This is a genomic window from Azospirillum soli (assembly GCF_017876165.1).
Lineage (GTDB): Bacteria > Pseudomonadota > Alphaproteobacteria > Azospirillales > Azospirillaceae > Azospirillum > Azospirillum soli.
Genome location: NZ_JAGINQ010000006.1, coordinates 290112 through 311338, shown reverse-complemented (window position 1 = coordinate 311338; position 21227 = coordinate 290112). Strand labels below are relative to the sequence as shown.

Here is a 21227-nt window from a genome sequence, read left to right as displayed (position 1 = left end):
TTGCAAGCCCCCCTCACCCTAACCCTCTCCCCAGAGGGGAGAGGGAAGAGGGATGGGGGCGATGTTAGAACGCCGGTTCGGTGTCCACGGCTTCGGCGCAACGGAGGCACAACGTCGGGTGAGCGGCCGACTGGCCGACCTCCGGCAGGATCTTCCAGCAGCGCTCGCACTTCTCGCCGCCGGCGAGGCCGGGGACGACGGCGATGCCGGCCACGTCGGGGAGCGTAAAGGACCCGTCCGGGGCCGTGCCTTCCGTCACCGCGATCTGCGAGGTGATGCAGACCTCGGCGAAGTCCACGTCGGCCAGCAGCGCCTTGGTCGCGGCGTCCACATAGACGGTCGGCTCGGCCTGGAGGGAGGAGCCGATCTTCTTGTTGGCGCGCTCAAGCTCCAGGGCGCCGGTGACGACGCGGCGGACGTTGCGGATGGCCTCCCACTTGGCGGCGAGGTCGTCGTTGCGCCAGTCGGCGGGGATGGTCGGGAAGACGCGCAGGTGCACGCTGTCCTCGGTCCAGCCCTCGATGCCGGTCAGGCCTTCAGGACGGGCGAGCCACGCCTCTTCCGCCGTGAAGCAGAGGATCGGGGCCAGCCACGCGGTCAGGGTGGAGAGCAGATGCTCCATCACCGTGCGGACCGAGCGGCGGCGGACCGAATTCACCGCGTCGCAGTAGAGGCTGTCCTTGCGGACGTCGAAGTAGAAGGCCGACAGCTCCACCGCGCAGAAGTTGTGGATCGCCACCGAGAGGTCGTGGAAATCATAGACCTCGATCTTCTCGCGGACGGTCTTGTCCAGCTCGGCGAGGCGGTGCAGGACCCAGCGTTCCAGCTCCGGCATCTCAGAGACGGCGATACGCTCGGCGGGGGTGTAATCGGCCAGCGCGCCGAGGATGTAGCGCAGCGTGTTGCGCAGGCGGCGGTAGTGGTCGGCCTGATACTTGATGATCTCAGGGCCTATGCGCTGGTCTTCGGTGTAGTCGGTGCTGACCACCCAGAGGCGCAGGATGTCGGCGCCGTACTTGTCGCAGACCTCTTGCGGGGCGACGACGTTGCCCAGCGACTTGGACATTTTGCGGCCCTGCTCGTCGAGCGTGAAGCCGTGCGTCAGCACCGCGTCGTACGGCGCCCGGCCGCGCGTGCCGCAGCTCTCAAGAAGCGAGGAGTGGAACCAGCCGCGATGCTGGTCGGAGCCTTCCAGATAGAGGGAGGCCGGCCACTTCAGCTCCGGGCGCTGTTCGAGAACGAAGGCGTGGGTCGAGCCGGACTCGAACCACACGTCCACGATGTCCTTGACCTGCTCGTAGTCGTCGGCGCGGTAGGCGTTGCCGAGGAAGTCCTGCGCCGGGCGGGCGAACCACGCGTCGCTGCCTTCCTTCTCGAAGATGTCGGCGATGCGGTCGAAGACCTGCTGGTCGCGCAGGATCTCGCCAGTCTCCTTGCGGACGAACAGCGCGATGGGCACGCCCCAGGCGCGCTGGCGGCTGATGCACCAGTCCGGGCGCTGTTCGATCATCGAGCGGATGCGGTTCTCGCCCTGGGCCGGGAACCACTTGGTGTCGGAGATGGCTTGCAGCGCGACCTTGCGCAGATCGTTCGTCTCCATGGAGATGAACCACTGCGGGGTGGTGCGGAAGATCAGCGGCGCCTTGGAGCGCCAGGAATGCGGGTAGCTGTGCTTGATCTTGCCCTTGGCGAGCAGCGCGCCGCATTCCGCAAACGCCTTCAGCACGGCGCCGTTGGCCTCGCCGGGCTTGCCCTCGGCGGTGTAGACGCGCAGGCCGGCAAACAGGGGCACGTGGTCGTAGTAGCGGCCGTCCTCGCCCACGGTCTGCGGCACCTCGATGCCGTTGGCCTGACCCAGGTGGAAGTCGTCCTCACCGTGGCCCGGCGCGATGTGCACGAAGCCGGTGCCGGCGTCGGTGGTGACGAAGTCACCGGCCAGCAGCGGCACCTTGAAGTCGTAGCCGCTGCGGGTCAGCGGGTGGTGGCAGAAGCCACCGGCCAGACGCGAGCCGGGGAAGCGGTGCAGCTGCTTCCACTCTGCGATCTTGGCTTCCTTGGCGACGTTCTCGGCCAGCGCGGTGGCGACGACGAGGCGCTCGCCGACCTCGGCGAGGCTGCCTTCCTCGACGGCGGTCACCTTGTAGACCGCGTATTCGATCTCGTCGCCGTAGGCGATGGCGCGGTTGCCCGGCAGGGTCCAGGGCGTGGTCGTCCAGATGACGATGCTGGCGTCGTCGATTTCCGGCGTGGAGGAACCCCACACCGCGAAGCGCGCGAAGACGGTGGTCGAGGTGTGGTCGTGGTACTCGATCTCGGCCTCGGCCAGCGCGGTCTTCTCGACCACCGACCACATGACCGGCTTGGAGCCCTTGTAGAGGCCGCCGTTCGCCGCGAACTTGTGGATCTCGCGGACGATCTGCGCCTCGGCGGGCAGGGTCATGGTGAGATAGGGGTTGGCCCAGTTGCCCTCCACGCCCAGGCGGCGGAACTCACCGGCCTGGATGTCCACCCACGTCTGGGCGAACTGGCGGCATTCCGCGCGGAACTGGTTGAGCGGGACCTGATCCTTGTCCTTGCCCTCGGCCCGGTACTTTTCCTCGATCTTCCACTCGATGGGAAGGCCATGGCAGTCCCAGCCGGGGACGTAGTTGGAATCGTAGCCCTGCATCTGGCGCGAGCGGACGATCACGTCCTTCAGCACCTTGTTGACCGCGTGCCCGATGTGGATGTTGCCGTTGGCGTAGGGCGGGCCGTCGTGGAGGATGAACTTCTCGCGGCCCTTCGCGGTGTCGCGCAGGCGCTGGAACAGGTTCATGTCGGCCCAGCGCTGAAGCAGCTCGGGCTCCTTGGTCGGCAGGCCGCCGCGCATGGGGAAATCGGTGCGCGGGAGAAAGACGGTGGACTTGTAGTCGCGGGTCATGTCGGATTCCTGGAAAGCGTCCCGGTCGGGCGAAGACGGAAAGCTCGCCCGCAAGTGATCATGCGATGTCGGGTCCCGGCCCTCCTTAAAGAGCCGGGCCGGTAATTCGCGCGGAACGCGCCGGGATTCGCCATGGGTGCATCATGGTGGCGGATATTAGCCACCATGATGCCGTGGTCAAGGACGGGACGCGGTCGAGCCCCGTTCCCAATCCTGCTGCCCGATGCCCGCTCAGGCGTTCGTTTCGATGATGCAGCGGCAGAGGTAAGGGTTGACGTAGTCGTAATAGATGATGTTCGGCTTGATCGCGCCGGACCGGGCATTCGTCGTGAACATCGGCAGCCAGGGGTTGGCCATCCCAGCCAGCACCTGGACGTCGAGGATCTTTCCGAACTTCCCGGTCAGCGTCCAGGACATCAGGAACAGGTATGGCTTTCCATAGCCGCCGTACTCCTGGAGTTTTTTCTGCTGGTCGGCGCGCATGTCGTCGAGCGAGTCCGTGTCCGAATACTGGTCGAACACGTCCAGGCCGGGGATCGTCCCCGTCAGGTTGTCGGGCGTGATGTCGGTGTAGCGGAAGATGCCCTCGGCGGGGTCGACCAGGGGGCCGTACTCGTAATCCACGACCACGCAGACCTTGCCGGCCAGGGTGCTCAGCGGCAGCGAAGCGAGGTTGGTGCTGGCGTCCGGCGTCGTGTAGAGCACGTCGCCCAGGATGCTCTTGATCTCCGCGACCGCGTTCGTGGTCATGTCCGAGTTTTTCTCCATGCAGGCCAAGCCGCTGGAGGTGTGGGAGAACTTCAGGAAGACCGCTTCCTTCGCGGCGGCCGGGCTGTCGATGAAAGACCTGACCTGCATCAGCACCTCGGTCAGCGGCGGGCCGAAAGAGCCCATATCGGCGCTGAAATGGCCGGTCGTGAGCTGCTGCCCGTCATAATAGAGCCGCAGGTCGAAGTAGCGCGAACCGGCGCGGAGCTGCCCCGCGATGTCGAGGCTTTGCGTCTGCGCCCATTCCGGCTGGCTTCCCACAGTGGTGCGGCTGATCGTGTACATGCCGGCGTCGTGGCTGCCGGGCATGGTGATCTGGTTGACCGTGACGTTGGGGTTGCGCTCCAGCAGTTCGCCCATCCAGCCGCTGTTGTCCGGAGCCTGGATGGTCTGGATGTTCATGGCGTTCGAGCCGCCGCCGGAAGTCTGATAGACCTGAAGAAACGGCGTCGCCGAGCCGGTCGCCGGGTACAGGCGGTCCTGCTTGTCGAAGGCGTCCTGCTGGTTGCCGGCGAAGAACAAACTGGTGTTGTTGCTGAAGCTCAGGGTCATCCCGAAGGAAACCCCGTTGGCGTTCCGGTTCAACTCCTCGTGCTCGCAACGGGAGTCGTTGCGCGGGATCGCGGCGCCCTGGAAGTTGTGATCCGGGCGGTTGGTGTCGTCGCCCCAGTCGTAGTTGTCTATGTTGGACACCTTGATGTCGGTGATGTCCAACCCGCTGGTGTTCACCACGCAGAGCGTCGTTCCCTGACTGGCCATGTTCGCGTCCCCTCCCCTGTGGATATGGCTGCTGAGCTGCGGAACTCAGCAGCGCACGTACTAATCCACAGGATGGAGAGGGCGTAAACAACCAGTCGGGGGCTTGCTTGATGGTTTTTCCACCAAGCGCAATCTCAGGTGAAAACGGGACAGCTTTAGGATGCTGACTGGCCGTGGGAGGGGCGCTCGGCCAGGACCGGGCGCCCCCAGCCTGTTCAGCTCATGCTGTCCTTGCCGCCGTGGGCGGCCGACCAGCCGACCGGGTCGTTCAGGAACTTCTCCACCTCGGCCAAGGTGTTGGTGTCGAAATACTGGTTGTCGCGAGCGACCTTCAGCACGTCCCACCAGGTGCACAGCTCGTGCAGGCGGACGCCGATCTTCTCCATGTTGGTCTTCGACTGCGGGAAGATGCCGTAGTGGAAGATCACGAAGCTGTCGGTCACCACGGCGCCGCCGTTGCGGAGCGCCGTGACGAAGTTCTCCTTGCTCTTGCCGTCGGTGGCGAGGTCTTCGACCAGGATGACCCGCTGCCCCTCGGTCAGCACGCCCTCGATCTGGGCGTTGCGGCCGAAGCCCTTGGGCTTCTTGCGGACATACTGCATGGGCAGTTCCAGCCGCTCGGCGATCCAGGCCGCGAAGGGGATGCCCGCCGTCTCGCCGCCGGCCACCGCGTCGATGCTCTCGTAACCGATCTCGCGCAGGATGGTCGCCACGGAAAGGTCCATCAGCGCCTTGCGGGCGCGCGGGAAGGACACGATGCGGCGGCAGTCGGTGTAGACCGGGCTCGCCCAGCCCGAGGTGAAGATGAAGGGCTGGTCGGCGTTGAAGTGCAGCGCCTTGATTTCCAGCAGGGTCTTCGCCGCGGTGGCGGCGATGGTGGCGCGGTCTGGCAGGGCGGCGAAGGTGGTCATGGACGGACGGCTCCCACGGCGGTCGAAAAGGCGGGTCGAAAACAGCGGATTGGGCGTTGTGTAGCCCCCCGGCGTGGGAATCGCAATGGGGCGGCCCCTCACTTTGCCGGAAGGTTCAGGCGGATGCAGCGGGACAGGACGGGGTTGCCGGTCATCTCGCGGTAGACCTGGGCGATGGTCGGTTCCGCCGCGCGGCACTGTTCCAGGGATTGGAAGTCCACCGTGGTGGGGCCTCCCTGGTTCAGGATGAACAGCAGAAGAATCACGCGCTCCACCGGCTCAACCCTCCGCCGGACTGGCGAGGATGCTGCGGGCCGCCTCGGCGTCGCGGACGATCTGGTCCTTCAGCTCGTCGAAGCTGGCGAACTTGCGTTCCGGGCGGATGAAGTCGATCAGCTGCACGCGCAGGTGCTGGCCGTAGAGGTCACCCGAGAAGTCGAACAGGTGCGTCTCCAGCCGTTCCACCGTGCCGCCGACGGTCGGGCGGCGGCCAAGGTTGGCGACGCCGTCGTGCCAGACCGTCGCCGGGCCGTGGTCCACCCCGGCGCGCACGGCATAGACGCCGAAGGCCGGGCGCAGATACTCGCCCAGCTCCACGTTGGCGGTGGGGAAGCCTATGGTGCGGCCGCGCTGGTCGCCCTGCTCGACACGGCCTTCGACCTCCCAGGGGGAGCCCAGCAGTCGGGCGGCCTCGCGCGGCTGGCCGGCAACCAGCGCGTCGCGCACGCGGGTGGAGGAGTAGACACCGCCCCGGTCGTCGGCCACCGGCCCAACCTCGGTCACGCCGAAGCCGTGGACCGCGCCCGCGCGCTTCAGCAGGGCCGGGTCGCCGGCCCGCATGTGGCCGAACAGGAAATCGTAACCGCACACCACCTGCCGCACGCCCAGGCCCTTCACCAGAACCTCTTCGATGAAGGCGTCGGCGGTCTGGTGCAGGAAGCCGTCGTCGAAATGGCAGACGAACAGCAGATCGACGCCCAGCGCCTCGATGTGGCGGGCCTTGACGCGGAAGGGGGAGAGGCGGAAGGGCGGCTCGCCCTGCCGGAAGACGGAGCGCGGGTGCGGCTCGAACGTCATGACGGCGGAGGGGGCGTTCAGGTCGCGGGCGATGCGCTGTGCCATGCCGATCACCGCCTGATGACCGCGGTGAACCCCGTCGAAGTTGCCGAGCGCCACGACGGCGCCGCGCGCGTCGGCCGGCAGATCGGCGGTGTGTCGGAACAATCGCATGCGTGCACGCCCTGATGGTCAGCGGGCCGTCTCCGGCCCCGTAAACGACGGCGGCCCGCCGGTGGGCGGGCCATGCCTCGGGCGTCTATATAGAACGGCGCCGACGCGTGGTCTACGCGCCGGCGCAATCACCGCGTCAGTTGGCGCCATGTCGGTGGCACCGCGTCGGATGCATTCGAAACGAGAGCTTACTGACCGCGAGACGGCACCATCAGCAGCGCCTCGCCCTCGATCACCACGGTCTCGCCGACCGTGCAGACGGTGCGGACGACGACGCGGCGCTTTTCGGGGATCAGCTCGGTCACGGTGGCGCGGGCGGTCACCGTGTCGCCGGCGCGGACCGGCGCCTTGAACTTCAGGTTCTGGCTCATGTAGATGCAGCCCGGACCCGGCAGCTTGGTGCCCAGGACGGCGGAGATGAAGCCGGCGCTGAGCATGCCGTGGGCGATGCGGCCCTGGAACATGGTACCGCTGGCGTATTCCTGGTTCAGGTGAACCGGGTTGGTGTCGCCGGAAATGCCGGCAAACAGCACGATGTCCGCTTCCGTAACGGTCTTCGCGAACGACGCGGTCATGCCGACGGCGAGGTCCTCGATGCAGTGGCCCTCGTTGTCCTTCAGGATCTGGCGAACATCGTCCATTACGCGGTTCCTTCTCGTCTTCCGGCGCCGGTCTTGCGGCGCGACAACAAGTATGGTGCGGCGCGATATATGCACTGCAACCACATCATGGCAACACGACTCGCCCGAAAAAATGAAAATATCTCTAAGGTTCCTTCGAAAGAGACGGGCCGACCCCTCGACTTGCGTGAGTCTTGGGCAGTAGTCGCTGCGGCGAAGGTGAGGGTAGCCCCTCCCGGCGCGCTATTTCGAAATGCAGAGTCTCTGCTGTTAAGCCATATGTCCCAAGCACTTAGCCTCCGCTTAGCGGAAAATTGGTCGGACCAGTTCCGGGCAGCCGTTGCACCGGGGGCGGCAGACGTGGGGTTTCGGCAACGTCGTTCCGTCTGTTGCGGTTCTGTGGCAATAATTGGTCAAGTCGGTGACGGGTTCCTTCGCGTACGCACAATTTCTTCCTCCCATCCGTCGTTGCGGCGCGGAAAACTTGGCGACTCGGGCCCCGGCGACTCGGCCCCGGCGACTCGGAGGATGCCGATGGTCGGAGTTGACTTCATTCCGGCGCGACCGACCGTCACAGGGGTGTGATCCTTCGTCGGGAGCCGACCCTCATGCCCCCCCTCACGCCCCATCGTTTCGCGCTGGTCACCGGCGCCTCCTCCGGAATCGGCGCGTGCTTCGCGCGGGCCCTGCCGGCCGACACCAACCTCCTGCTGACCGCGCGCAACGCCGAGGCGCTGACCGCGATGAAAACGGAACTGGAGACCGCCAACCGCCGGGTGGAGGTGCTGGCCGCCGACCTGACCACCGACGAGGGGCGCACCGCCCTGATCCACAAGGCCGAGACGCTGGAGATCGACCTGCTGATTAACAATGCCGGGGTCGGTCCCTTCGGCGCTGTGATCGAGAACACACCGGAATTCGAACGTTCCACCGTGGAGCTGAACGTGGTGGCGACCACAGTGCTGACCCGTGCGCTGCTGCCCGGCATGATCGAGCGGGCGGCCAGGGACGGGCGGCGCGCCGGGCTGCTGCTGCTGTCCAGCACCACGGCCTTCCAGCCGGTGCCGTTCCTGGCGACCTACAGCGCCAGCAAGAGCTTCATCCTGGCCTATGGCGAGGCGCTGGCGACCGAACTGCGGCGGCGGCCGGTGGACGTGCTGGTGCTGTGCCCCGGTGCTACGCGCAGCAATTTCGGCAAGCGGGCGGGCTTCGCCCTGAACTCCCTGCCCGGAGCGGCCGACCCCATGGACGTGGCGCGCGAGGGCTTGCAGGCGCTGGGGCGCCGCACGGTGCACGTGCATGGCTTCGGCACGCGCAACATGCTGCGCCCCTTCCTGTGGTCGCGGCACGCGGCGTCGGACGGGATCGGCGCGCTTCTGTCGGTGTTCGAACGGGGGCCGAGGTTCGGGCGGAACCCGCGCATGTAGGTCTTATTTGCCGGAACCGGACAGCATGGCGTCGGAGGCGGTGCCGCCGGCCTGGGTGTCGCCTGACTTCGTGTCGCCTGACTTCGTGTCGGACGGCTTTTCGGCGGTCTGGGTCTTGTCCGCCTTTTCGGCCTTTTCCTCGACCTTCTCCTTGGCCTTGTCGTTCGGCTGGTCGGAGGGCTTGGCCTCGACCCGGACCGGGGCGACGCCGTCGTCGATCATGCCCAAATCCTTGGCCGCCTTCTTGGACAGGTCGATGACCCGGCCGTCCACATAGGGGCCACGGTCGTTGACGATGACCTCGACGCTCTTGCCATTCTCCTGGTTGGTCACCGTGGCCTTGGTGCCGAGCGGCAGTTCGCGCGAGGCGGCGGTCGGCTTGTTCTGGTCGAAGGGCACGCCGCTGGCCGTCTTCTTGCCGTGGAAATCGCCGCCGTAGAAGGACGCTTCGCCCTCGTGAACAATGACGGGCTCGCCGGTTTCGGTGCGTTCGACGGCGACGGGTGGCACCGTGGCCTTGCTCGCGCTGGATTTCCCGTTGCCGCTGGCATGAGTCGGATGGGCAATGGTCAGGGCGCAGAGCGCCGCGAACAGAGTTACGCACTGGGTATGTGTAAAATGCATTCTCGGATACCTCCCAACGGCCCATAGAAACGCCGGAGGGGGGAGGGGGTTCCGCCGGCCGGGATGGTCAGTTCGGGTGGGGCGCCGGCCGGGATGGACGTGTCCGGCCGGGAATGGTTCAATCGCGACGTCGAACAAGGACGGGGGAAAGCATGGCCGAGACGGTGGCGGAACTGCGTTCGGAACCGCTGTTCGACTGGCTGACCCTCGACGACGGAACGCGGCTGCGCACCGCGCGCTGGCAAGCTGGACGGCAGACGGCGGACGGCACGCCGCGCGGCACCGTGCTGCTGCTGAACGGCCGGTCGGAATTCGTGGAGAAATACGCCGAGACGGCAGGGGAACTGCAAACGCGGGGCTTTCAGGTGGTCAGCTTCGACTGGCGCAACCAGGGCCTGTCTGACCGGCCCCTGGCGAACCGGCAGATCCATCATCTGGACAGCTTCGACACGCTGGTCGATGACCTGGACGCGGTGTTCGAGCGGGTGGTGCGGCCGGTGGCGGTGGGGCCTGTGGTCCTGATGGGCCATTCCATGGGCGGGCTGGTCGCGACGCTGAACCTCGCGCGACATCCGGAGCGGTATCGGGCGGCGGTGCTGTCGGCGCCGATGTACGACATCTTCACCGGGCCGGTGCCCCGTTCGGCGGCGGTGTGGCTGGCGGAGCGGTTCTGCGGTTGGGGACGGGCGGAAGCCTACGCCTTCGGGCAGCGCGACTACGATCCGGTGGAGGGCCTCTTCACGCCGGCCAACGCGATCACCTCCGACCCCCGCCGCTACGCCGTCTATCACGACGCCTTCCGCGAGCGGCCGGAACTGCGGCTGGGCGGGGTCAGCTTCGGCTGGGTGCGGGCGGCGCTGCGGGCCGCCGGTCGGCTGCGCGAGGCTCCGCTGGAGCGGGTGACGGCGCCGGTGCTGCTGCTGAGCGCGCCGAGGGACGCCGTGGTGCGGGCGGAGGCTCACCGGGCGGTGGCGGCGCGGCTCCCCAACGCGGTGCTGAAAGAGTATCTGGACGCCAAACATGAGCTCCTGATGGAGCGCGACGACATCCGCGACCGTGTGTGGGCGGACATCGACGCGTTCCTGGACCGGGTGTTGGTGTGAGGGTGATCGATCGGAAACACGAAGATCAGACGATCAAAAGATCAGAAGAAAATTCACCCTTTTGATCTTCTGATCTTTTGATCTTCGTGTTTAAAAATAGCGCCCTATCGTTCTCAGCCTGCCAAGGTCCCCCGATGCCCGATTTCTGGAGAGAGTCCGGTTTCCATCTGCTGACGCGCGACGCCGATGGGCGGCTGGCGGTCACGCCGGACTTCCTGCGCGCTTACCTGATGCGGCCGGAGATGCGCCCGCCCGAGGACGCCTGCGACACCGAACACACCCTGTTCGCCGGCCTGCTGGACGACCCCACGCGCCCGGTGCCCGAGGGCATGGTGGAGGCGCTGGCCGACGAGGACGCGCGGGAGAACTGGGCGATCTGGCTGGGCTTCCGCGACCGGCTGCTTGCCGCCGGCACGCTGGAGGGCTGCTACCTGCGCCTGTTCCAGGAGGGCGCGCGGGGCGTGCCGTCGCTGTTCATCGACCAGCTGGCGCATGTCATCCTGCGCAACATCCTGGACGAGACGCCGTCCGGCCTGCGCGCGCGGGCGGCGGAGCTGCTGTTCCGGGCGCAGACCGTGTCCATCGAGGAGGGGCGCGTCCGCGTCGCCGATTCCGAGACGGTGGAGATGCTGGCCTCGACCGGTGGCTTCGGCAGCCTCGGCCGGCTGGTGGTGGAGGCGGGGACGGCACCGCGCTCGGTCGAGATGGACATCCTCGACGAGAACAACCATCCCAACTACTGGAGCCGCGATTCCAAGCACGACACGGTGCTGGACGTGACCTTCGCCGCCGCCGGGCTGGACGCGCTGTGCCGGGTGCTGGAGGCGTGGGTGGCGCATTTCCTCGGCGTGACGGTCAACATCCAGCCGGTGCAGCAGATCCGGGACGAGCGGTGGGTCTGGCACGTCGGGCTGGACAGCGAGGCGACGGCCATCATGAACGACCTCTACAATGGCGTGGAGGTGGGGGAGGAGCGGCTGGCCCGCATCCTGGCCCTGTTCCGGCTGGAATTCGCCGATCCCGCCGCCATGCGCGCCGACATCGCCGGGCGGCCGGTCTATCTGGGCATGGCGATGGGAGCCGACCGCAAGCTGCGCCTGAAGCCGCAGAACCTGCTGGTGAACCTGCCGCTGGCCGCCAAGGTATGAAGGGCAAGATCTAAAGGGTGCGAGGGGTAGGGGGCTTGCCGGGGCGGCGGCGGCCCCTATGTCCGGTAAGGGACCGCGCGGCCATGCACCGCCCGGCCGTCAGGTGGGGAGCGCCATCCGTCCACGGAGATGGAGAGCCCGACCATGGCCTGCGCCCGCCGTCCCTTCCTCTCGCTTCTTCCCGTTCTGGCCGTCTTATGCTCCTTGCCAGCGGCGGCCCAGCGCCCCGTCGTGGACGGCATGCCCGGCGTCGTGCTGGACACGCCGGCGGAGCAGCCGTCCGCCGTGGGGGTGGAGGACATGGCGGCCCTGTTCGAGGAAGGCGCCCTTCACGACGAACAGAAGCGGGCGCGGCCGCTCACCCGCTGGACCCACGGGGTGAACGTCACGCTGCGCGGCGACGCGGCGGAGCGCTGGTTCCCGGCGGCGCAAGCCATCGCCGCCGATCTGGCGGACGCCACGGGGCTGTCGATCACCGTGCACGAGCAGCCCTTCTGGGCCGGCGACATCGACGTGGTGGTGACGAACGTGCGCGGCTATTGGCCGCCGATGGTGTCGCTCGCCAACGGGCGGCGCAACGAGCCCTTCACCTGCATCGCCCTGCCGATGGTGCTGAACGGCGAAATGCGGGCGGCGCGCATCTACATCAACGCCGCCGTGGTCGGCCCCGACAACGCCGAAGCCTGCTTGGCGGAAGAGCTGTTCCAGTCCATGGGGATGTTTGGCGAGGTGGACGGCAACCCCGGCACGCTGCTGAGCGACGACGTCGGCTACCGTCGCATCGGGCCGGTCGACCGGCTGCTGCTGTCGGTGCTCTACGACCAGCGACTCGCCCCGAACATGGGAGCGCCGGAGGCCGGCGCCGTGGCGCGGCGCATTCTGGCGGAGCGGATCGACGGGCAGGGGACGGATATCCGGGCCGGTCACCCCTACTGATCAGCGCATTTTCGTCGGATGTCAGGCCGCCCCGGCGGCTCCCCATTGCGCGACTGCGGGGTGGGGGAGCCGTCGCGACGGGCCCCCATCCAGGCCTTCCCCCACCTGACGGCGGGGGAAGGGGTTTGAATTTCCGCCCCCGCCGCCAAGTGGGGATGGGCGCGCGGCGATGGCTTACTGCTTTTGCTGAGTCTGCGGCTGGGTCTGGCTGCCGCGCGGGCCGCGGTTCAGCGAGGTCATGCTGTCGTCATACTGGAATTCGGGCATGTCGCGGACCGAGGCCTGCGTGATGTCCTGAACCTTGACGGTGTCCTCGCCCGCCTGGAACTGCGCCAGCGCGATGTCCACGGCGATGTCCTTGCCGCCGATGCCAAGGAAGCCGCCGCTCTGCACGACGAGCAGCTGGGCCTCGCCATTGGGGCCGAGAATCACGTCCGTCACCTTGCCGATCTTCTCGCCGTCGGCACCGACGACCGTGCGGTCCATCAGCTGATCGACGCTGGCGTTCCCCGGCAGATTCGTGGGGCGCGCGGTGGCGCTGCTGCCGCTGCTCTGGTTGTGCATCTGGCTCTGCGACGCGGGAGCCTGGGTGGCGGTGCCGCCGGTCTGCGCGACGGCCGCGCCGGTCATCAGGGCCAGGGCGGACAGGCTGGTGATCAACATCTTGTGCATGAATGGTCTCCTCTCTCGGCCGAACCACCCCCGACAACCGGACGGAGACAAAAAGGTCGCGGTTGCTCCCTGTGACAATCGAAGCGATCCGGCGGGGTGATCCGGAAGCGGAGGTGACGACTCGGGGGCGGTCACGAACGGCGAATTTGCCCCGGAGGACTCAGCGGCCGCGGCGCTCCGGCTACTCCGCAAAAACGGCCGATTCCCAACAAGGGCCGGAGGGCAAACCGCCCCTCGACCCGTTTAAATTGGGCTTTTCGAAATCAGCCTGAACGGAGCGCGGGAACAGAAGGCGGGGCTGCGGCGTTGCTGTGGTCGCGCCATATCTAGCGAGGCGGTCGCCGTCAAGCATACAATATGTTGTGAGGGGGATTGCCTACCCCAAATGATGGGGCTAGGATGCGCACCAAGATACAGGGTCTAGCGTTCACCGGCCAGCGCAAGCTGAGCGGAGGATGCGGATCGGCGTTAGCAGCCAGACAAAGGGGGCACGAGTCACCATGCGGATCCAGCGTCGTTTCACTCACGAGGGTCAGGATGCCTACGCCGGTCTCGGCTTCCGCCGAACCACCAGCGAGATCCGCAACCCCGACGGCTCTGTGGTCTTCCAGCAGACGGACATCGAGGTTCCCGAGGGATTCAGCCAGGTCGCCAGCGACATCCTGGCCCAGAAGTATTTCCGCAAGGCCGGCGTTCCGGTCGCCCTGAAGGCGGTCGAGGAGAACACCGTCCCGTCCTGGCTGTGGCGCAAGACCGCCGACGAGCAGGCCCTGGCCGCCCTGCCGAAGGAGAAGCGCTTCACCGGTGAGAAGTCCGCCCGTCAGGTGTTCGACCGTCTGGCCGGTACCTGGACCTATTGGGGCTGGAAGGGCGGCTATTTCGACACCGAGTCGGACGCCCGCGCCTTCTTCGACGAGATGCGCTTCATGCTGGCCGCCCAGATGGCGGCCCCGAACAGCCCGCAGTGGTTCAACACCGGCCTGCACTGGGCCTACGGCATCGACGGCCCGAGCCAGGGCCACTACTACGTCGATTTCAAGACCGGCCTGCTGACCTCCTCGGCCTCGGCCTACGAGCACCCGCAGCCGCACGCCTGCTTCATCCAGTCCGTCGCCGACGATCTGGTGAACGAGGGCGGCATCATGGACCTGTGGGTCCGCGAGGCGCGCCTGTTCAAGTACGGCTCGGGCACCGGCTCCAACTTCTCCCGCCTGCGCGGCGAGGGTGAGAAGCTGGCCGGCGGCGGCAAGTCGTCGGGCCTGATGAGCTTCCTGAAGATCGGTGACCGCGCGGCCGGCGCCATCAAGTCGGGCGGCACCACCCGCCGTGCGGCCAAGATGGTCACGGTGGACATGGACCACCCGGACATCGAGGCCTACATCGATTGGAAGGTGACCGAGGAGCAGAAGGTCGCCGCTCTCGTCACCGGCTCCAAGATCTGCCGGGAGCACCTGACCGCCGTCATGGCGGCGGCGCAGGCCGGCCAGGATCCGAAGGAAAACAAGGAACTCAAGAAGGCCATCGTCGCCGCCCGCAAGGCGCAGGTGCCGGAGAACTACGTCCAGCGCGTGATCCAGTTCGCCGCGCAGGGCTTCACCTCCATCGAGTTCAAGACCTACAACACCGATTGGGACTCGGACGCCTACCTGACGGTGGCCGGCCAGAACTCCAACAACTCGGTCCGTATTTCCGACGAGTTCGTCCAGGCCGTCCTGAACGACGACGAGTGGAAGCTGATCCGCCGCACCGACGGCACCGTCCACCGGACGCTGCGCGCCCGCGACCTGTGGGACAAGGTCGGCTACGCCGCCTGGGCCTGCGCCGATCCGGGCGTGCAGTTCGACACGACCATCAACGACTGGCACACCTGCCCGGCCTCGGGGCGCATCAACGCCTCGAACCCGTGCTCGGAGTACATGTTCCTCGACGACACGGCCTGCAATCTGGCGTCGCTGAACCTGATGACCTTCCGTCTGAAGGACGGCTCCTTCGACGTCGAGGCGTTCGAGCACGCCTGCCGCCTGTGGACCATCGTGCTGGAAATCTCCGTGCTGATGGCGCAGTTCCCGTCGAAGGAAATCGCCCAGCTCTCCTACGAGTTCCGCACGCTGGGCCTGGGCTTCGCCAACCTCGGCGGCCTGCTGATGGCCTCGGGCCTGCCCTACGACTCGGCCGAGGGCCGCGCCTACTGCGCCGCCATCTCCGCCGTGATGACTGGCGTCGCCTACGCCACCTCCGCCGAGATGGCGCAGGAGCTGGGCGCCTTCCCGGCCTATGAGCAGAACCGCGACCACATGCTGCGGGTCATCCGCAACCACCGCCGCGCCGCCTACGGCGAGATGAACGGGTACGAGGGCCTGTCGGTCAACCCGGTGCCCTTCGTCGCCGACGAGTGCCCGGAGCCCGAGCTGGCGATGGCCGCCGTCCGTGCCTGGGACCAGGCGCTGGAGCTGGGCGAGCAGCACGGCTTCCGCAACGCCCAGGCCACCGTGGTCGCCCCGACCGGCACCATTGGTCTGGTCATGGACTGCGACACCACGGGCATCGAGCCGGACTTCGCGCTGGTGAAGTTCAAGAAGCTGGCCGGCGGCGGCTACTTCAAGATCGTGAACCGTCTGGTGCCGGAGGCCCTGCGCACGCTGGGCTACACCGCCGACCAGATCGAGGCCATCGAGCGCTACGCGGTCGGTCACGGCACGCTGAAGGGCGCGCCGGGCGTGAACCACGAATCGCTGAAGGCCAAGGGCTTCACCGACGAGGTGCTGGAGAAGCTGGAGGGCAACCTTGCCACCGCCTTCGATATCAAGTTCGCCTTCAACAAGTGGACGGTCGGCGCGGAGTTCATCGTCAACAACCTCCGCGTTCCGGCCGAGCAGTTGGACGCGCCGGGCTTCGACCTGCTGACGGCCATCGGCTTCAGCAAGGCCGAACTTGAGGCGGCGAACACCTTCTGCTGCGGCGCCATGACGCTGGAGGGCGCGCCCTTCCTCCGGGAAGAGCACCTGCCGGTGTTCGATTGCGCCAACCCCTGCGGCCGCATCGGCAAGCGCTTCCTGTCCTGGGCCAGCCACATCACCATGATGGCCGCCGCCCAGCCCTTCATCTCCGGCGCGATCTCCAAGACCATCAACATGCCGAACGCGGCAACGGTTGAAGAGTGCAAGGACGCCTACCTGATGTCCTGGCGCCTGGGCCTGAAGGCGAACGCGCTGTACCGCGACGGCTCCAAGCTGAGCCAGCCGCTGTCGGCCGCGCTGCTGGAGGACGAGGACGACGCCGTCGACGAGATTGTCGAGGCCCCGAACGCCGCCCGCACGCAGATCGTCTCCGAGCGCATCGTCGAGAAGGTGATCGAGAAGATCATCGAGCGGAAGTCGGCCGAGCGCGAGCGCCTGCCGCACCGCCGCAAGGGCTACACGCAGAAGGCCACGGTCGGCGGCCACAAGATCTACCTGCGCACCGGCGAGTATGAGGACGGCCGCCTGGGCGAGATCTTCATCGACATGCACAAGGAGGGCGCCGCCTTCCGGTCGTTGATGAACAACTTCGCCATCGCCGTGTCCATCGGCCTCCAGTACGGCGTGCCGCTGGAGGAGTTCGTGGAGGCCTTCACCTTCACGCGCTTCGAGCCGTCGGGCATGGTGACCGGCAACGACACCATCAAGATGGCGACGTCGGTCATCGACTACGTGTTCCGCGAGATCGCAATCTCGTACCTGAGCCGCACCGATCTGGCCCACGCGACGCCGGAAGACCTGCTGCCCTTCACGGTCGGCACTGGCGATGCCCAAGCCGATCTGCCGGACGCCACGGTCCAGCCGTCGGACATCGTCCGCAAGGTGGCCTCGACCGGTTACGTCCGCAGCAACCTGCGCGTCCTGAACGGCGGGCAGTCGCAGCGGGCGGCGGCGATGGCGCTTGCCGCGACCGGCACCGATGCGGCCCAGGCCACGGCGGCGGCGGCTCACACGGCGGTGGCCTCCAGCACGGCGGTGGCCTCGGCCACGGCGCACGCCGGAGGACACGCCTCGGCCCACGCCACGACCAGCACGGCCTACGGCGGCGGGTTCAGCGACAACCGCTACGACCGCATCCGCGAAGCCCGCGCCCGCGGTTATGAGGGCGACCAGTGCGGCGAGTGCGGGAACATGACGCTCGTCCGCAACGGCACCTGCCTGAAGTGCGACACCTGCGGCTCGACGACGGGCTGCAGCTGAGGCCAGCCGGTTCCATCCCCGGCATGGCAGAGCGGGAAAGGGGGGCGCAAGCCCCCCTTTGCCTTTTGATCCTTCGGAAATTGAATCTGGCATCTTAGCCCGCCTTCGGGGTAAAGCTTCCCGGTTGATGGGGCAGCATCGGCAAGGCCTGCATCCCCATTGGCGGCCTCGGGATCACGTCCGTGCCGTCATCCGGTGGAAGGGCTGAGTGATGGTTTTTAGTTCGATTATCTTCCTCTTCTATTTTCTGCCGCTGTTTCTGTTTTGCTATTACGCGCTGCCGTTGAAGCATGCGACGCTTCTTCTGTTCAGCTTGTTTTTCTACGCCTATGGCGAGGTGATCTACACCTACGTCATGGTGCTGTCGATCATCATCAATTACTTCTTCGGGTTGTGGATCGACGGACGGGAAGGGCGGGCGCGCAAGGTCGCCATCGGCACCGGCGTCGCCGTCAACCTGGGCCTCCTGGCCTATTTCAAGTATCTGGGCTTCCTGTACGGCATCGCCGCGTCGCTGGCGCCGAACCTGCTGACGGAACCGGCGCCGCAGGTGCATCTGCCGCTGGGCATCTCGTTCTTCACCTTCCACGCGCTGTCCTACCTGATCGACGTCTACCGCCGTCAGGTGCCGGTGGAGCGCAGCCTGATCTACGTCGCCGTCTACATCACCATGTTCCCGCAGCTGGTGGCCGGCCCGATCATCCGCTTCCACGACATCCGCGACGAGATCCACAACCGGCGGGTCAGCACGAGCCTGTTCGCCGAGGGCATTCAGATCTTCGTCCTGGGGCTGGCACAGAAGGTGCTGATCGCCAATTCGGTGGCCTTGGCGGCGGACCAGATCTTTGCGCTGGACCCGTCCGGGCTGAGCCTGCCGGTCGCCTGGCTGGGCATCGTCTGCTACACGCTGCAGATCTTCTTCGATTTCTGCGGCTATTCGACGATGGCCATCGGGCTGGGGCTGATGATCGGCTTTCACTTCCCGCTGAACTTCGACTACCCGTACATCGCGCGCTCGATCACCGAGTTCTGGCGGCGCTGGCACATCTCGCTGTCCATGTGGTTCCGCGACTATCTCTACATCCCGCTGGGCGGCAACCGGGCAGGGGCGCTGGCCACCTACCGCAACCTGCTGATCGTCTTCTTCCTGTGCGGGCTGTGGCACGGCGCCAACTGGACCTTCGTGGTCTGGGGCCTGTGGCACGGCGCCTTCCTGGTGTTCGAGCGGGCGGGGATCGCGCGCCTGCTCGACCGCTCGGTGCCGGCGGTTCGCCACGCCTATGTGATGCTGGTGGTGATGATCGGCTGGGTCTTCTTCCGGGCCGACACGCTGGATCACGCCATCGACTTCCTGAAGGCGATGGCCGGCGCCGGCCGGGCGGGTGAACTGGCGCCGTCGGTGATGCAGTTCCTGACGCCGGAAACGGTGGCGGCCCTGGTCATCGGCGTGATCGCCTCCACCCCGGTCCTCGGCCGGCTGGTGCGCGCCGCCGTCGGCGCGGTCGTCCCCGAGGCGGGTGGCGGCGGGCGGCTGCTGGCTGGGTCGGTCCAGGCGCTGTACCTCGCCGGGCTACTGTCCATGTTCGCGCTGGCCGTCATGAGCCTGGCGGCCGGCACCTACAACCCCTTCATCTACTTCCGGTTCTGACCATGCAGGCGATGAATCTCGGGATCGTCCGAAACACGTTGGTGCAGAAGATGTGCATCGGCGTCTTCCTTGCCCTGCTGGTCCTGCCGATGATCGGGCAGACGATGTCGGTGGGCACCGACGTGCGGGCGGTGGAAATGCGCACGCCCGCGGCCCTGCCTGCCATGCCGGCCAACGCCGAGGAACTGGCGACCCTGCCGCACCGGTTCGAGGCGTGGCTGAAGGATCATTTCGGGTTCCGCAACCATTTGGTGCTGGCCTACAACCTGATCCGCGTCAAGCTGCTGGGCCAGAGCACCTCGCCGGTGGTGGTGCTCGGCAAGAACGATTGGCTGTTCTACAGCGGCGAGCGCTCCATGGATCAGGCGCGCGGCATCGCGCGCTTCACGCCCGAGGAGCTGGACCGCTGGATCGACGTCATGGAGCGGCGTCAGGCGTGGCTGGCCGAGCGCGGCATCCCGATGCTGATGGTCGCCATCCCCAACAAGGAGCGGGTCTACCGCGAGGAACTGCCGGGCTGGGTCGCCCAGGTCAATCCGGAAAGCCAGCTCGACCAGATCCGGCGCCGTCTGGTGGAACGGGGCTCGCCCCTGGCCTTCATGGACCTGACGCCGGATCTCGTGGCCGCCAAGAAGGACATGAAGGTCTATCTGAAGGCCGACACCCACTGGACGGTCGAGGCGGCCTTCACCGTCGCCTATACGCGGATCATGGACTGGATCAAGGCGGAGAAGCCCAATCTGGAGCCGTTGACCGCCGGTGACGTCGAGCGGGTTCTCCGCAAGCGCCCCGGCAACGACCTGGACCTTGCCCGCATGCTGGGCCTCGCCGCCGTGTCGGAGGAGGACGAAATCCGGTTCAAGTTGCGGAAGCCGACCCTGTTCCGCACCAACGACGCCTCGACGCCGGGCGGCATCGCGCTGAACATCCTGAAGGCAAAGCGGCCGACGGCGCCGACGGTGGTGTGGTTCCGCGACTCCTTCTCGATCTCGCTGTTCCCCTACATCGCCGACAGCTTCCGCAAGGCGGTGGTCACCGAACACGCGGGGATGCGGTTCGACAAGGCGCTGATCGAGCAGCACAAGCCCGACGTGGTCGTCTATCAATTCGTCGAGCGTTTCCTGAACGTGCCCATCCCGGCTGAATGACGAGGCGTGAGCCCCCTGAGCCGGGGGCGCCGCCGGACGGCATCATGGCCGGCCGCCCATATCACACCGGCCCGTATCACACCGGAATATCGGTGAACAGGCGGCCGCCGGGCTGGGCAAGGGAACCGGCGGGGGCGGAGTCGCGCTCCTTCAGCCAGCGGGCGAACTGGCGGTCGGCCGAGTTGATGTGCAGCATCAGCCATTGCGGCAGGAAAGTCGCCAGATAGGAGGCGATGTCCTCCTCCGGCACGGCGCCGGTGGTGAAGGCGTGCAGTTGCTCCCAAGCCAGCGCGTGCTGCTGGATGTGGTCGGCCAGGAAGGGATAGCCGGCCTGCACCATGGCGTCCTGTTCGCTGGCGAAATGGCTTTCGGTGTAGACCACCGCCTCGGCCAGAATGCGGTAGACCTCCTCGCGCGAGCGGCCTTCCGCGACGGCGGTCTGGAAGGCATGGACCAACTCGATCCAGCGCATGTGCTGCTCGTCGATCTCCTCGATGCCCAAGGCGAGGTCGTCGCTCCAAACCAGTTCCTGGTAGTCGATGGCCGGCATGCCCATGATCGCTCAACGCCCAACTAAAGGTAATACCACTATTCGCATATAAACGGTTCATTGCAGCGCATCAACAGCTAGTTCCGCTACCTTTTGCCACGCCTCGCGGGCGCGAACCTGCCTCGAACAGCAGGTTGAAGGTGAACATGCCGGCCAGCATGGCCACCGTGAAGACCAGCGCCGGGGCAATGCCGAAAGCGGCCGTGACCAGCGCCGGGCCGGGGCACAGGCCCGCCAGCCCCCAGCCGACGCCGAACAGCAGCGAGCCGCCGATTAGCCGCGCGTCGATGTCGCGGCGCGTCGGAATGCGCAACGAGCCGCCCAACAGCGGAGCGCCGCGTCTCCGGGCCAGCGCGAAGCCGACCGCCGCGACGGGGATCGCGCTGGCCATGACCAGCGCCAGCGTCGGGTCCCAGCGTCCGGCCACGTCGAGGAAGGCCAGCACCTTCGCCGGGTCGGTCATGCCGGACAGGATGAGGCCGACCCCGAACAGCAGCCCGGCGACCAGGGAGACGATCCGTTGGGAAACAATCCGTTGCGGCATGG

Annotated in this window: 17 protein-coding genes; 7 read left to right on the top strand and 10 right to left on the bottom strand. The window is 66.9% G+C overall.

What is annotated here, in order from left to right; translation table 11 throughout:
* Nucleotides 1-64: 64 nt before the first annotated feature.
* The 6 genes from ileS to J2852_RS12595 all read right to left on the bottom strand — a co-directional run bounded on the left by ileS (nt 65) and on the right by J2852_RS12595 (nt 7229).
* Nucleotides 65-2920, bottom strand: a complete 2856-nt coding sequence (ileS, locus tag J2852_RS12620; protein WP_209875863.1) for an isoleucine--tRNA ligase — start codon at nt 2918-2920, stop codon at nt 65-67.
* A 231-nt stretch (nt 2921-3151) separates the two neighbouring features.
* A complete protein-coding gene (locus J2852_RS12615) occupies nt 3152-4447 on the bottom strand; it encodes a PI-PLC domain-containing protein (protein WP_209875855.1) in 1296 nt (431 codons plus the stop codon).
* Between the two features lie 215 nt (nt 4448-4662).
* The gene (locus J2852_RS12610) at nt 4663-5358 is read right to left on the bottom strand and encodes an orotate phosphoribosyltransferase (RefSeq protein WP_209875853.1); all 696 of its coding nucleotides are present in this window, start codon (nt 5356-5358) and stop codon (nt 4663-4665) included.
* Between the two features lie 98 nt (nt 5359-5456).
* The gene (locus J2852_RS12605; RefSeq protein WP_209875851.1) at nt 5457-5633 is read right to left on the bottom strand and encodes a hypothetical protein; all 177 of its coding nucleotides are present in this window, start codon (nt 5631-5633) and stop codon (nt 5457-5459) included.
* Between the two features lie 4 nt (nt 5634-5637).
* Nucleotides 5638-6588 (bottom strand): bifunctional riboflavin kinase/FAD synthetase, encoded by a 951-nt coding sequence (locus tag J2852_RS12600; protein ID WP_209875849.1) that lies wholly within the window; start codon nt 6586-6588, stop codon nt 5638-5640.
* A gap of 188 nt (nt 6589-6776) precedes the next feature.
* Complete coding sequence (locus J2852_RS12595; protein WP_209875847.1) at nt 6777-7229, bottom strand: MaoC family dehydratase; 453 nt, start codon at nt 7227-7229, stop codon at nt 6777-6779.
* A gap of 587 nt (nt 7230-7816) precedes the next feature.
* On the opposite strand from J2852_RS12595, the gene J2852_RS12590 reads away from it, so the two are divergent.
* The gene (locus tag J2852_RS12590; protein ID WP_209875845.1) at nt 7817-8635 is read left to right on the top strand and encodes an SDR family NAD(P)-dependent oxidoreductase; all 819 of its coding nucleotides are present in this window, start codon (nt 7817-7819) and stop codon (nt 8633-8635) included.
* A 3-nt stretch (nt 8636-8638) separates the two neighbouring features.
* Here the strand turns inward: J2852_RS12590 and J2852_RS12585 are convergent, their stop codons facing one another.
* Entirely contained in the window at nt 8639-9259 is a 621-nt protein-coding gene (locus tag J2852_RS12585; protein WP_209875843.1) for a septal ring lytic transglycosylase RlpA family protein, read from the bottom strand.
* A 152-nt stretch (nt 9260-9411) separates the two neighbouring features.
* Here J2852_RS12585 and J2852_RS12580 point away from each other — a divergent pair, with 152 nt between their 5' ends.
* The 3 genes from J2852_RS12580 (at nt 9412) to J2852_RS12570 (ending at nt 12446) form a co-directional block, all read left to right on the top strand.
* Nucleotides 9412-10362 (top strand): alpha/beta fold hydrolase, encoded by a 951-nt coding sequence (locus J2852_RS12580; protein ID WP_209875841.1) that lies wholly within the window; start codon nt 9412-9414, stop codon nt 10360-10362.
* A gap of 134 nt (nt 10363-10496) precedes the next feature.
* Nucleotides 10497-11510 carry a DUF6352 family protein gene (locus J2852_RS12575; protein WP_209875840.1) on the top strand — a complete coding sequence of 338 codons (1014 nt, stop codon included), beginning with the start codon at nt 10497-10499 and terminating at the stop codon, nt 11508-11510.
* A 144-nt stretch (nt 11511-11654) separates the two neighbouring features.
* On the top strand, nt 11655-12446 hold the full coding sequence (locus J2852_RS12570; RefSeq protein WP_209875838.1) for a DUF2927 domain-containing protein: 792 nt from the start codon (nt 11655-11657) through the stop codon (nt 12444-12446).
* 174 nt (nt 12447-12620) lie between these two features.
* Here the strand turns inward: J2852_RS12570 and J2852_RS12565 are convergent, their stop codons facing one another.
* Complete coding sequence (locus J2852_RS12565; protein ID WP_246499537.1) at nt 12621-13118, bottom strand: PRC-barrel domain-containing protein; 498 nt, start codon at nt 13116-13118, stop codon at nt 12621-12623.
* 500 nt (nt 13119-13618) lie between these two features.
* Between J2852_RS12565 and J2852_RS12560 the strand changes: the two genes are divergently transcribed.
* The 3 genes from J2852_RS12560 to J2852_RS12550 all read left to right on the top strand — a co-directional run bounded on the left by J2852_RS12560 (nt 13619) and on the right by J2852_RS12550 (nt 20131).
* Nucleotides 13619-17335 (top strand): vitamin B12-dependent ribonucleotide reductase, encoded by a 3717-nt coding sequence (locus tag J2852_RS12560; RefSeq protein ID WP_209875836.1) that lies wholly within the window; start codon nt 13619-13621, stop codon nt 17333-17335.
* A gap of 211 nt (nt 17336-17546) precedes the next feature.
* Nucleotides 17547-18983 carry an MBOAT family O-acyltransferase gene (locus J2852_RS12555; RefSeq protein ID WP_209875908.1) on the top strand — a complete coding sequence of 479 codons (1437 nt, stop codon included), beginning with the start codon at nt 17547-17549 and terminating at the stop codon, nt 18981-18983.
* A gap of 2 nt (nt 18984-18985) precedes the next feature.
* Nucleotides 18986-20131: an alginate O-acetyltransferase AlgX-related protein gene (locus J2852_RS12550; protein WP_209875833.1), complete on the top strand. Its 1146-nt coding sequence runs from the start codon at nt 18986-18988 to the stop codon at nt 20129-20131.
* A gap of 76 nt (nt 20132-20207) precedes the next feature.
* Here the strand turns inward: J2852_RS12550 and J2852_RS12545 are convergent, their stop codons facing one another.
* Both J2852_RS12545 and J2852_RS12540 read right to left on the bottom strand, forming a co-directional pair.
* On the bottom strand, nt 20208-20687 hold the full coding sequence (locus J2852_RS12545; RefSeq protein WP_209875831.1) for a bacteriohemerythrin: 480 nt from the start codon (nt 20685-20687) through the stop codon (nt 20208-20210).
* Nucleotides 20688-20751: 64 nt separating this feature from the next.
* The gene (locus J2852_RS12540) at nt 20752-21225 is read right to left on the bottom strand and encodes a DUF6691 family protein (RefSeq protein ID WP_209875829.1); all 474 of its coding nucleotides are present in this window, start codon (nt 21223-21225) and stop codon (nt 20752-20754) included.
* Nucleotides 21226-21227: the final 2 nt, after the last annotated feature.